6 protein-coding genes and 2 pseudogenes are annotated in these 13341 nt (G+C 66.4%); 1 reads left to right on the top strand and 7 read right to left on the bottom strand.

From position 1 onward, the window contains the following. Positions 1–11: 11 nt before the first annotated feature. The 4 genes and pseudogenes from IT361_15560 to IT361_15545 form a co-directional block, all read right to left on the bottom strand. Positions 12–506 (bottom strand): annotated as a pseudogene (locus tag IT361_15560) (GNAT family N-acetyltransferase). 326 nt (positions 507–832) lie between these two features. Beyond that, positions 833–961: pseudogene (locus IT361_15555) on the bottom strand (transposase). Between the two features lie 47 nt (positions 962–1008). Further along, entirely contained in the window at positions 1009–3402 is a 2394-nt protein-coding gene (locus tag IT361_15550; GenBank protein MCC6319095.1) for an Ig domain-containing protein, read from the bottom strand. A 139-nt stretch (positions 3403–3541) separates the two neighbouring features. Continuing rightward, positions 3542–3784, bottom strand: coding sequence for a hypothetical protein (locus IT361_15545; protein ID MCC6319094.1), 243 nt, complete (start codon positions 3782–3784; stop codon positions 3542–3544). Positions 3785–3878: 94 nt separating this feature from the next. On the opposite strand from IT361_15545, the gene IT361_15540 reads away from it, so the two are divergent. Next, positions 3879–7628, top strand: coding sequence for an AAA family ATPase (locus tag IT361_15540; protein MCC6319093.1), 3750 nt, complete (start codon positions 3879–3881; stop codon positions 7626–7628). A 308-nt stretch (positions 7629–7936) separates the two neighbouring features. Here IT361_15540 and IT361_15535 read toward each other — a convergent pair whose 3' ends face one another. The 3 genes from IT361_15535 to IT361_15525 form a co-directional block, all read right to left on the bottom strand. Continuing rightward, a complete protein-coding gene (locus IT361_15535) occupies positions 7937–10957 on the bottom strand; it encodes a PD40 domain-containing protein (protein ID MCC6319092.1) in 3021 nt (1006 codons plus the stop codon). Positions 10958–11564: 607 nt separating this feature from the next. Then, positions 11565–12416, bottom strand: a complete 852-nt coding sequence (locus tag IT361_15530; GenBank protein ID MCC6319091.1) for a TIM barrel protein — start codon at positions 12414–12416, stop codon at positions 11565–11567. After that, positions 12413–13267 (bottom strand): sugar phosphate isomerase/epimerase, encoded by an 855-nt coding sequence (locus tag IT361_15525; protein ID MCC6319090.1) that lies wholly within the window; start codon positions 13265–13267, stop codon positions 12413–12415. The genes IT361_15530 and IT361_15525 overlap by 4 nt, the downstream gene beginning before the upstream one ends. Between the last annotated feature and the right edge of the window lie 74 nt (positions 13268–13341).

Here is a 13341-nt window from a genome sequence, read left to right as displayed (position 1 = left end):
CGCGGCGGAATTCAAGCTGTTGCGTCGAGCCATTTGTACATCACCAGCGCATCTACCAATCCCATCGAGGGGTGCGAGAACGCCCGCGGCAGTCGTCCCACCGTTTCAAACCCGAGCTTCGTCCACAGACGCACGGCGCCCTCGTTGCTGGCGGCAACAAAATTGAACTGCATCGCCTTGTACCCCTGTTCTATGGCAACGGCCTGCGAGTGTTCACACATCGTCGTAGCCAAGCCCCTGCCGCGCGCCTCCGATGAAACCATGTACCCGCAGTTGCAAACGTGGGCGCCCGGGCCCGCGTTGTTGGTCTTGATGTAGTAGGTGCCAAGTATGCGGCCATCCTCTTCAGCCACGAACGTCTTACGCGGGTACTCCATCCAGAGATGAAAAGCATCAGCCTTGGTTATGTCTCGCGGGTAAGCGTAAGTTTCGCCGGCTGCGACAATCTCCCGGAAGAACGGCCAAATCTTTCAAAATCTTCTGCTGTGGGCCTCACGTATGTTCATGCGGCGGGTTTTCCTGTCGACGGTGCTCCCAAATCTTGGGCCGTTTTTCGGCGGTTGCAAGATATGCGCCAGTCCAAGCGTCAACTCAGGCACTGTGAAGCTGGAGACTTGCCGCCCAACATTTCGCTGCAGCGAACGTTGAGCTTGGTCGTTCAAGGTGTAGGAAAACCCTCCTTGGTCGACGCGGCAGCAGCCATCACGTTGGTAAGCGACGCGGAGGGGGAGTGAGAGCGTCGTGAGGTCTGTGGCCGTTCGCGTGGACGATTCCCGAGCGCGGGCGTTCGCGACCGACCGCCGACTCCAGAAGCGTTAGGCGGCGCAGCCGTGTGGGCGAGCGTCTCGATGTGGTGCACCAGACAGAAGAGTCGCCACGGCGCCTCAACCTTGACGCGGCTGCGCAGCGTGAAGCGGTCCAGCCGCTTGTTGTGGCGCAGGTTCGCACACACCGGCTCGACCGCCCCGAAACGCTGCGCGTAGCGCGCCTGGGCCGACACGCCCCTGCTCAAGGTTTGTTGAATTTCACTGTCTTCGTCCCCGTCACCGTGATGCAGTTCGCTTTGGCCTGTGCGACTGCCTGCGGCAGCGCCGGGTTGCTCATGATGGCCAGGTCCCCGTCAACGATGATTCCACAACTCACCCCACCTATGTCTGTGAGGGCGCCATTGCCGACAATGGAAAAGTTCTCATCGATCCTTGCACTCCCGATCTTCAGCTTCTTGAGATCGGCCATGCCGCCGATGCGGAGGGGTCCTTCCACGCGTACCAGTGACGAAAGGTCGAGTTCTGTGAGCGCGCTGGGTCCGAAGTCCGCGCCGTCCCCAATGCGGGTCAGCGACGGGAACTCAAGCGCAAGAAGGCTGCCGCCGATGCTCATCGGGCCGTCGACTACGGTCAGTGCCGGGGCCCGGATTGAGCTGGACGACGCGAGAATCATGATTGCCCCGGTAACGCGGTTGAGGATCGGGAAGCTCCAGTTGCCATTGCCCACCTTCAGGTTCTGGATGCAGCTGAGCTTGTCCAGACTGTCCTGAGGGAATCCCCCAAACACCTTGAGGTCAGGGCAGGTACCAGCTGGTGGCGGCGGGGGTGGCGGTGGCGGTGGCGGTGGCGTCGTGGTGTCGATTGCGGTGCGCGTGATGGTCGTGTCGCCGCAGACATCCGTTGCCCCCAGCCAGCCGGGCGGTATCAGGCATGCGTTCGCTGAAAAGACCACCGTCCCCGGCGCCATGGCCCGTACGGTCGTGACATAGCGACCCCCAGCGTCACTATCCCCCAAGGGGGTAGCCACCGTGGCGTTGCCTGACGAAAACACCTCCATCGCGAACGCCACCGGCTTGATCGCGGTGTGCCCCTTGAACCGTGCCCCGAACACCGTCACCAGGGAGTACGGCGTGCCGACGTTGATCCCCCGGGGCAGCGTGTCCGACGCCATGACCACATCCACGCAAACGTTGGCCAGGATCGACGCACGGTCCAGTTGTTCCGCCGCCGTGGCGATCCCCATCGCCTCGGCCACGTTCTGCCAGAACAACACGTTTTCCAGAGCCGGGAAGCTCTCCTGACTGGCGCACAACGTGTTATTGCCAGCCACAGCCGCGCGCAGCAGCGGCGCGAACGCCGCCCGCAGCTGCGCGACCTCGCCGCCAAAGGTCGCGTGGTTGGGGGACGGCGGCTGCGGGTATGGATCCGGTGCCCCAAGCACAGGTATGGCCATTCCGCCGTCGACGTCAAAGTCCAAGACCATGAGCCACCAAGCCCCAACCACGGTGAACCAGCGGACGAGATCGTTGTCGTTGGCCACCGTCGCCGCCGCCGGAAGCACCACCAGCCGCATCGCGTCTCGAACGATCTGCTCCGCCCGGGCCTCGGCCGCAGCATCGTACGGCTGCGAATAGAACTCGGCCTGCAGCCGACTCCGGTAGGCGTCTATCGGAGACGGAGCGTTGCTACCCAGGTAGGAGGTCAATATCTGCGAGACATCCGACTGCGTGCCAAACCCGACCCCCACGGTGCTGAAGTGCGTCACCAGCACCGCCAGTTCGCCCGGCAGTGACCGCGCCAACTCCAGCCCCACCGACGACGCCGATGCACCGGAGAACCCGATCACGGTCTGTCCGGTGCCAGGCGCCGCGGTTGATCCGATGCGCAACACCCCGGGTCTCATGAATCGCAGTCCGCTCGGCTCAAGCTGCACTGCCCCCCTCGCGCCGCCCGACAGGGGCAACCCGTTCAACGAGGAGATGGGGGTCAGGGTGATCGCCACGGGCGACTTCAGCGCCTGCGCCGGTATCTCCAACCGGTAACTCCGACCGTCGCTCCCCTGCGCCGTGATCGTTCCTCCGCCCCGACCAATCGTGCGGGTAACGGCGCGGCTCTGCTCCAGCGTGGCCACCGTCTCGACAGAGACGACCGCCGAATCGCGCTTCCCGCTGATTTCGGCGGAGATCACGGCTCTGCCCAACGCAACCCCCTGCACCACTCCACCGGTGGTGACCGTCGCGATCGCACCGTTGCTGGTAGTCCAAGTCAGGGACTGCCCGGGAATCACATTGCCTTGCGCGTCCTTCACCACCGCCGTGAGCGTCATTGACGCACCAGCGGCGACAGTGGCGGACCGTGGCGCGACCTCCACCATCGCGATCACGGCCTCGACCGTAACGACCGCCGAGTCGCGCTTCCCGTCGATTTCGGCGGCGATCACGGCGCGGCCATGCGCGACACCCTGCACCACTCCGCTCGTGGATACCGTCGCGATCGCGCCATTGCTGGTGGTCCAGGTCACCGTCCGCCCGCTCAGGGTCTTCCCCTGCGCGTCTCGAGCCACGGCAGTGAGTGTCGTGGATGCCCCAACGGGGATCGTGTCAGACGTGGGCGAGACCTCTACCGTCGCGACCACCGGCGGTGGAGGCGGTGGAGGCGGTGGCGTTACCGGGTTGCTGGAATCGCCGCCACAAGCCAGGCCCCAGAGGGCACTGCCGACCGCGACGCACCTGACAAGTACGGATCGTGTAATCGACATGATCGTATCTCCCTTTTCAGCTCGACAGCCCTTCTCCCGATCCTCGCCCGCCGTCTGGCCGCGCGCCTGCGTCCGGCTTCGAGAAGTCGCTGATGGCCCTCGGACGCACCAGCCGGGTGAGGGCTGAGAGCGTGGCAAAGGGAAATCGGCGACCGGTTCGCAGGTCCTCGATCATCCCGCTGATCTCTTCGTGTGCCCCCCCCTGTGAGCACACGTGGAGCAGGTAGTAGGAATGGATGGCCCTGTCGCGATCGCTCATCACTACCTCTGGCGGGCTATCAGGTCGGCCATCAACTTCCCGGCGAGGCGCCAAGCAAGCGTCAAGCGCCGTCAAGCCACCGCGTCACATGGCGATGCGTCATACCAGCAGGCAGCTCGCCACGCTGGGTCGTCTGGAACTCACGGTCGGAGGCGAGCGGGTACTGGCAGGTCGGCGCAAGGTCCTGGCGCTCCTGGCCTACCTGGCGCGGCGTCCTTCGCGGCCCATTCGGCGTGAGCACCTGGCCGACCTGCTCTGGCATGCATCGCCCGCGCTCGCGCGACAATCGCTGCGGCAGGCGCTCAGCGAACTGCGCGACGTGCTTGGAGAGGGAATCACTGCCGACGCCGAGGTCGTGACCCTGGACGCTAGTTGCGTGCTACTGGACCTTCGGTCGCTCGAAGAGGACGTGGCTGCGGCGAACTGGACAGCGGCCGCCGCGCGTTACGAGGGGGAGTTCCTCCCTGGCTACGAAGACGTTGGCGGGGAAGCATGGCGTGAGTGGCTTGAGCAGGAACGCGGCGCACTCGCGCGAACGGCGATGACAGTCTTCCCGCGATTGATTCAGGACGCGGAACAGCGCGACGACTGGCTTCAGGCGCTGCGCGGGGCGGAGCGTTGGCGCAGCATCCTGCCCGAGAGTGGAGAAGCAGCGGCCGCGGTGACGCGACTGCTCCCGATGGCGCGACGGCCGGATGCGCTCCGCCAGGTGCGAGGGCTTGCGACTCCGGCGCTCGTCGGGCGGGATGTTCAACTGGCCGCTCTCTCTGCGGCATGGCGGCGCGCTCAGTCGGGTGCGGGACGCGTCGTGGTCATCGAGGCGGAACCTGGAATGGGAGTGAGCCGCCTGATCGAGGAGTTTGGTCGTGTGGTGGAAGCCTCCAGACCCGGCGGGTTCGTCCTCACCGCGCGAGCCTATGCCTCGGAGCACGACGTCAGGAATTCGCTCACGCGAGCCTTCGTACTCCAGTTGCTGGATGCTCCCGGGCTCGCTGGCGTACCAGCCGAAATGCTGGCAACTCTGCGCTCGATCGCTCCAGAGATTGAAGAGCGCTTTCGGCAGTTGCCGGGCGCCGGCGCCACGACCCTGCCTCAGGCCATCCATCGCGCCCTGACCGATGTCGCGGCGGATAAGCCGGTCCTGGTCACGGTGGATGATGCCCACGCCGCTGACGAGGAAAGCCTCCCGGTCCTGACACACCTGATCCGACATCCACCGGCAGGATGTCTGCTGGTGCTGGGCACCCGCTCCGACGATCGCCTCGCGTCCGTACTCGCAGCGGACTATCGGCAGGCCGCGGGACACCTGGACCGCATCGTGCTCGAGGGACTCGACGAGGAGTCGATCATCGAATTGCTCCAGTCGGCCGCCGCATTCGCGCCAGAGACCAGCGCGCGGCTGGCAACGATGATGCGACGTGAGGTTGGCGGCGCTCCCGGGCGGGTAGTCGAAATCCTCCAGCTCCTCATCGAGGGCGGGGTGCTGCGCATGGATGAGGATGGAGTCTGGAGCGGGCCCGGGGCGGCTCTCGCGTTGCCCGTCCCGGCCGGAGCCGGGGAGCGCACCAGGGACCGGCTAAAGGCCCTCTCACCACCGGCCCGCGGACTCCTGGAAGGTCTCGCCGTACTGGGAGAACCCGCAACGGTTGACGTGCTGCAGCAAGTGAGCGGTGACCCCGACGTTGCTCACGAAGCCATGGCCGAGCTGCTGGCACGCCGCTGGCTTCGCGAACACGCGTCGCATCCCGGCCGGTTCGCGTTTACCGATGACGCGAGCCGTCGCGTTGTATACGCAACGCTCGCACCGCAGCGCCGCCGCGTTCTTCACCGGAGGGCTGCACAGGCCCTTGCCGCCACGGATGAGTCGTCCACGATGCTCGCCGATCGGGTGCACCGACACCGTTCGCTGGCCCGGCCTCCCTGGCTGCCGTCACGTGCGGTAATCATGGGCGCCGGCGCGGTGGTGATTGTGGCGTCAGGATACCTGTTCACTCGGGGCATGACCCCTCGGTCCGCGCACTCGCGCGTTCTGGTCGCCGATGTGGCGAGCCACGCCGGCGATACCGTGTTGGGGCGCGCCCTCACTGTGGCCGCCACGATCTCGTTGAGTGAATCCCGCTCCGTGCAGGTATTTCCGCGCGAGCGAATTCGCGAAACTCTCTCGCGCATGGGTCGTGCCGGCGCCGACTCGGTACTCGACCTCGAACTGCTGCGCGAGGTCGCCGAGCGCGAGAACCTGGATGGGGTGATCGGCCTCGCCATCGATCAGCTCCAAGGTCGGTTCATCGTCACCGGACGGATCATCGATCCGGTTACTGGTACGAGCCGCGGCGAGTCCCGGCGCACCACTGGTACTCCCGATGACGTGGTCGCGAAACTCGACGAGGTGCTGGCGGATCTGCGTCACGAGCTGGGGGAGTCCCGGCAGGAGACGCGCGCGCGACGCCCCCTTCCCCTGGCGACGACGTCTTCGATCGAGGCCTTGCGTGCCTACGCCGATGGCCGGACCGCCTGGTGGCGGCGACCGTCAGAGGCACTGCCTTACTGGCGCCGTGCCGTGGAGCTCGATTCCGCCTTTGCCATGGCGCTGCTCGCCCTGTCGGACTTCCACTACTGGAACAACGATCGCGACTCGGGTACCGCGTACCTGCGGCGCGCCCGGGCCCACGCCGACCGCCTGACGGAACGCGAGCACCTCACACTCCTCGCCACGGAAGCCGCTCGACTCGGTCATCCGGAGGAGGCCATCACACAATTACGGACCATGGCCGAGAGGTATCCCGATCGGGATACCTGGCACACTCTGGCCGGTGCCCTTATGCGACAGGAACGCTGTGAGGAGGCTATTCACGCGGTACAGCGGTCCCTGGACCTGGACACGCTGTATGCCCCCGCCTGGGTGACGCTCGCAACTTGCCGCCAGATCCTCGACCAGCCGGATTCGGCGCTGGCGGCATACGGTAGAGCTGAAGCCTCGGAGCCAGGCATTCTGTATCGCGGCAGCCTCAATCTGGAGTGGGGACGCGCTCTTGTTCGACTCGGCAAGCTGGACGCGGCGGACTCGGTTTTCGGGCGCATGGCGGCGAAGGACGAACCCGGCGACCGCGCCTTTGGTCTACGCTCGCTCGGCTTCCTCGCGATGATGAGGGGCCGGTACCAGCAGGCAGCGGCGCGGTTCCTTGAATCCAGCGTGCTGTCGCACGAACGAAACTCCAAGGTCTCCGAGTTCAGGAATCGTGTGCTTCTGAGCGAGGTTCTGCTGACCATGGGGCAGGAGGCAAATGCCTCGCGGGCACTCGACCGGGCCATTGCGCTCACCCGGGAGTGGAACATGGAGCCGGGGTATCACCTCATCCTGGGCCATGCGCTTGTCCGTGCGGGTCGCTTGCCGGAGGTTGAGGCACAACTCCGGATGGCACGCGCCAAGGCAACGAAGCGCCCTGTGGACCAGTCGGCGCTACGGCTGCTCGAAGGATGGGTGCAGTTGGCCAGGCACGACGCGGAACGTGCACTCGCCGAGGTGGCGGAAGACCGCTACGAGCCGTACGCCGCCTATCGCCACGCGCTGCGCGCCGACGCCTTCCTGCGGCTCGGGCAACTCGACTCCGCGCGCCTGGCGGCACAGGCGCTCCAGAGCGGTTTCCACTTCGGCTATGACTCGCAGGACGAATGGCTCCGAGCGCCGGTTCGCCTGGGTCGGCTGGCCCGGGAAATCCGGGACACGCTGGCCGAGCGCCAGGCGCTGGCGTCGTATCTGGAGCGTTGGCCGGGCGGAGACGTGAGTGTGCCCGAGTTGGTACTGGCCCGCAGGCGCCTGGCGGAACTCGACCGGCAGCGAAGGTAGGCCGCTGGTTGGAGACCGGGCACCCCTGGAAGGACGCGACACTCATCTGGCGCACGCCTTACAGGACTGCCGACCTGGCAAGCATTGCCACCGAACCTGCCTTCGACTACCGCCGGCTTTCGATCGCCGAACGACTGCAACGCGTTGAGGACTCCTGGGCTAGCATCGCGACGGATGCTGATGCCGCGAGCGTGCCCATCTCGGAGATCGACAGGGCGTCTCCGCCACCGTGGAACGGCTGCGGCCAGCCGGATCACAGTGGCGGGACTCGGTCGGCGACCACCCAACGTCGCGCTCGCGACGACAGCCTACCAGCCCGGCTGCAGCTGGAAGCCGAACACCCAGTTCTTTTCCGGGCGCTGGAACGGGTGTGCCCAGTAGAACTCGCCGATGGCGTAGCCTAACAAGTTGGCGCGAACGGAGAACCCGGCACTGAACACCGGTACGCGGTCGCTCGTGCTCCGGTCGAAGCGGAAGTCCAGCTTGTCGCCCTTGTTCCACGCATAGCCGGCATCCACGAACGGCGACACCTCGGTGGGCAGGAATGGGAGGTTGATCAACCCGAACTGCCTTGTGCCGAAGAGCGGGATGCGGAGTTCCACGTTCGCCACGCCGATGCGGCTGCCGGCAAGTCGGTTGAAGGCCGGGCAGTCGTTCGCGGGCGATCCACCGATGCACTCGCTTGCGTCAAAGCTCGACGGGTCGTAACCGCGGATGAGGTAGGGTTGCCCGACGAAGAGGGGTTGCATGCGATCGCTCTCCGCCCCCGCGCCGTACCGGCCGAAATGCATGCCACGGAACGCGAGCGTCACCGGCCGTGCCAGGAAGTAGCGCCGGAAGTCGGCTAGCGCCGTCGCGTAGTTGATGGTACCGACGCTGGGCGACAGCTCGAAGCGATAGCGGCCACCGGCAACCGGCGAGGTGAAGCCGAAGAACGAGTAGTCGCCCACGAACGCCGCGGTGGCCGTGCCGAAGGTGAGTGCCTGGCCGGCCGGCGCGGACCCACGCACCTCTCGCAACACCTGATCCCCAACGATATACAGCGAGTCCACCTGTCGATCGAAGCCGATCCGCTGGGCGCCGAGGCTGAACTCGAACCGTCGCGTGGCTGAGAGCGGGTACTGGGCGATGGCCTGCGCGTTGTCGTAGAAGACGCGCTGGATCTCCTGCCGGTAGATCGTGCCAGGCACATCCTGGCCGTCGATGTTGAACGTGGCATCGTCATAGGTCGCGAAACCACCGGCCATGGGGATGTGGTACGCCTGCCCGCCCCAGTTCCACCGGTTCTCGCGATTGAGGTACAGCACCTGCCCGCCGAGATCCTTGACATCGCCCTGCGCCTGCAGGACGGCCTGCACGTTGCGGTTCCCGAGTTCGTCAGAGAAGGAGAGCGCAACGCCACCGGAGACGCCCGTGCCGTATCCTCCGCCCACGCCAATGCCGAGCTGCGGCCCGCCGATGTAGTCCAGCCTGAGGCTGGACTTGTACGGCACGGTCGCCGTCGGCGCGCGAAGCGGCAGTCCGTCGGTCACCTGCTCGAGGCTCTCGTCGACGAGCGCGGCCCGGCCCTGCACCGGCGGGAGGATTCCCGCCGTCCTCTGGGACTCGGCGGTGACGGGCTCTCCCAGCGTCTCGGCGGCTGCGAGGGCGCGAATGCTGTAGCCCTGCTGATCAAACACCGACAACAGGACGGTGCCGTTGCGGGCGACGGAGAGCGCAGGCGAAAGCGCGGTGATCCCCGAGACGCCGGTCGCGATCCGCGTCACCCGGCGCACCTCACCGCTGGCCAGGTTCAGCCGATACAGGTCGCTCACGCCGTCCTGGTCGGAGACGAACAGCAGCGCTGTGCCATCCGGTGTGTAGCGTGGGTTGACGTGTTTCCCGGTTCCGAATCGGGGCAGCAGCTGAATCCTCGCCGCCGCCACGTCCATGATGGCGAGCCGCGTCTCACCAAAGCGCATCTGCGCGAAGTCGGTCTCGGGGCCGGCGTCGGTCACGAAGGCGAGCGAGCGCCCGTCGGGGTTCCACGAGGGCTGCAGTTGCGCCTCGCGATCGTTCGTGAGCTGGCGCGTCTGACCGTTCGCCAGGTCGTGCAGGTAGAGATCCGACAGGCCGCCCTTGTACCCGGTGAACGCGAGCTGTCGCCCATCGGGGCTCCACGCCGGATCGGCCATCGCGCCCACGCCGCGCACCCTGATTCGCTTCTCGATGCGACGCGAGGCCACGTCCATCACGTCGATCTCGTTGTCGCCCTGTGCATACACCACGAACGCCAGCTTCGCGCCGTCCGGCGACCAGGTGCCCGCGGAGCTGAGAAAGCTCAGCTGATCGAAGTGGGCGTTGGTGGTGACCGACGTGAGCTGCTGCAACACGCGCCCGGTCTCCACCTCGGCGAGGTAGAGGTCCATGCCGAAGAGCCCGCGACTCGAGAAGTACGCGACGTACCGCCCGTCGGGACTCACCGCCGGCGAGATGTTCTGTTCCCCGCGACCACCGGCAAGCGCGACGGCGCGCCCGACGCGATCCGGCGCCGTACGTTCACGCACCGCAGGGCCGTAGGCCGCGCGAATGGCATCGTGCCACTGCCGGCTGAGCGAATCCGTCGACACGCCGAGTGAGGTCGCCACGCCCTTTTCCCATCCCTGCTCCAGCGCCGCCCGAAAGACGCGATTCACCGCGTCGTCTCCGAAGCGTGCACCGATGTAGGCCCACAGCGCCTGACCGTAGCGATACGGGAAGTAGCGCGGATCGCGCGTGAGCTGCGTGAGCGTGGGCAGATCGTTGCGCCGCAGCGCATCACGCAGCCACATGGCCGTGTTGGGGTCGACGCGACCGAGGCTCAGGTACTCCGCCATGCCCTCGATGAGCCACAGCGGGATGTTGGCCACTGACCGCAGACCGCCTTTTGACTCCGCGGCGATTCGGTACTGGAACACGTGCACCAGTTCGTGGCCAAGGACGTGGTCCGTCTCGGCGTAGCTGCCGGTGAAGGGCATGATGACGCGCTCACGCAGCCCTTCGGTGACACCGCCGGTCCCCTGCGAGATCTCGCCCTCGATCACGTTCGACTGCTGGAAGTCGGGCGGGTCGGAGTAGAAGATCAGCGGGTTGCCGCTGAACTCATGGTGCAACAGCGCCTTGTGTCGCGCGTACCAGCGCTCGGCGAGCCGCGCAACGTCAGCGGTGGCGAGCGATTCGGCGGGGTAGAAGTGGATGCGGAAGTGATCGGTCGGCAGAATACGGAAGTCGAGCTTGTCGTATTGCACCTTGTTGCGACCGAAGTACTGCGCGCCGGCGTCGTGAAGGGGGATGGCGACGAGCGCCGTCAGCGCGGCGAGGCGAAGGGAGCGAGTGAGGTCGGACACTGCGCAGGTGGGTGAGCGGTGTGATCAGGCACGGGAGGATTGGGTGGGGGATGTCCGGGGGAACGCCCCGGCGTCCCTACTGCTACCCCGCACACGCCACTTGCTCCCTCGCTTGCCGTCGATTTCCGCTGGGGCCCCTGCTCTCCCAGGGTGTGCCGATCCCCGCCAGGACCTCACTCTTTTCCTCGATTGCGGTCCATCCCCCGCTGGTGGCCCTTGCTCTCGCTGGAGCACCGTCGATCTCCGCTGGATCTCGCGCTCCCTCGCGTGCCGTCGATCCCCGCTGGTGGGCCCTGTGCTCTCGCTGGAGGGCCGTCGAGTTCCGCAGGGGCCCTCCTCTCCCTCGAGTGCCGTCGATCTCCCGCTGGGGGCCCCATGCCCTCCCCAGGGTGAGTTCGGTCCCCGATGGCACCTCACGCTCCCTCGATTGCCGCTTATCTCCGCTGGAATCCCAATGCTCACCCTGCAGTGCCGTCGATCCCCGCTGAGGACCTGACTTTCGAGTACGATCCCCCGCCGGTGTGCGCCTCGCGCTCCTACCGGTGCCCTACCCCACTCGCTTCGGCGCTCCCTACACTTCGCAGATCTTCACGCCCTGGGCCAGGGACGTCAGGGGATCGCGTTTCGGGATGAACTCCTGCCCCACGAAGCCCGTGTAGTTGAGGTCGGCAATCGCTCGCATGATCGCCGGATACTGCAGCTCCTGTGTCTCGTCGATCTCGTTTCTCCCCGGGACGCCGGCCGTATGGAAGTGGCCGATGTGGGCCGCGTTCTCACGGATCGTGCGGATCACGTCGCCTTCCATGATCTGCATGTGGTAGATGTCGTAGAGGAGCTTGAAGCGCGGGCTTGCCACGCGCTTCACGAGTTCCGCGCCCCACGGCGTGCGGTCGCACATGTAGTCCTTGTGGTCGACTTTCGAGTTCAGCAGCTCCATGCACACGGTCACCCCGAGTCGCTCGGCGGTGGGCGTGATGCGCTGCAGACCCTTCACGCAGTTTTCGAGACCCTCGCCGTCGCTCATGCCGTCGCGGTTGCCGCTGAACACGATCATGTTGGGCAGTTCGGCGGCCGCGACGAGCGGCAGAAGTCGCTCCGACTCGGCGACGAGGCGGTCGTGCTCAGACGGCCGGTTGAAGCCCACGCGGATCGTGGAGGGGCCGTTGGCCATGGCGCAGGTGAGGCCGTGTCGCTTTACGGTCGCCCAGTCCTTTTCACCGAGAAGCTCTACGGATTGCAGACCGATGCGCTTTGCGGCGACGCAGAGTTCGTCGAGCGGGATCTTGTCGTAGCACCACTGGCAGACGCTTTGCCGGAGGCGGCCTGCGTTGATCTGCGCGGCGCGCTCGAGGGGCGCAAAGTCGACCGTGACGCCGAGCGCCATGGCCGCCCCAGCGCGCGAGATGGCGTCGCGGCGATTCATGGATGCAGCCGCTGGAGCGCGGCGAGGCTCGTGGTGATGGACTCGAACGGCACCTTGGCGTTGTCCTGTTCCACGAAGTAGTGCCGGATGGTGCTCTTTGCTGCATCGATGACCTGCTGGAAATTGATCGAGCCGGCGCCCACCTCGGTCATCATGCCATCGGCGCCCATGTCCTTCACGTGGACCAGGGGAAAGCGGCCCGGATACTTTGCCACGTATGCCGCGGCGTCTTTGCCCGCCTTGGTCACCCAGTACAGGTCGAGCTCGAACTGCACGAGGCCAGGGTCGCACTCCGACAGCAGGATGGCGTGGCCGTCGGTATCGCCGAGCGGCTGGAACTCGAAGTCGTGATTGTGGTAGGCGAGGGTAATACCGTGCTGGCGCGCGACCTCGCCCGCGACGTTGAACACGCCGGCAAGCCGCTTGTAGGCGTCGGCCCCGCCGCGCTGCGCCGGTGTGAGGAACGCCACGACGACCCAGGTGTGCCCCATGGCGGCAGCGCCATCGAGGACCTGGGCCCATCCGTCGCCGAGCGCATCGAGGCTTACGTGCGCGGCTGGCGCGGTGAGTCCGTTGACCTTGAGCACCGCAGCGATCTGCTCCGGGGCACGACCGAAGTACCCGGCGAACTCGACCTCCTTGTACCCGATGCTGGCGACGCGAGCGAGCGTGGACTCCACGCTGTCCTGCATGGCGGCACGCACGGTGTAGAGCTGCAGGCCGGGCGTGATGCCGGCGCGGCCGGACGAAGCACCGCCACAGGCGAGCGCAGGAAGGCCAAGCACGGCAGCGGCACCGGCAGCGATGGAGCCCATCGCCTCGCGCCGGGACATCCGATCCTGATCAGTCATGGTAACGTCCGGTTGCTCGAGTGATCCGCGACGATCCCGTGGCGCTAAGCGTACCCCGTGACCACTGCCCGGTC

This window comes from Gemmatimonadaceae bacterium, from assembly GCA_020846935.1.
In the GTDB taxonomy this organism is placed as follows: domain Bacteria; phylum Gemmatimonadota; class Gemmatimonadetes; order Gemmatimonadales; family Gemmatimonadaceae; genus RBC101.
The sequence above is the reverse complement of the archived record's forward strand: the minus strand, read 5'-3'. Positions and strand labels throughout refer to the sequence as shown.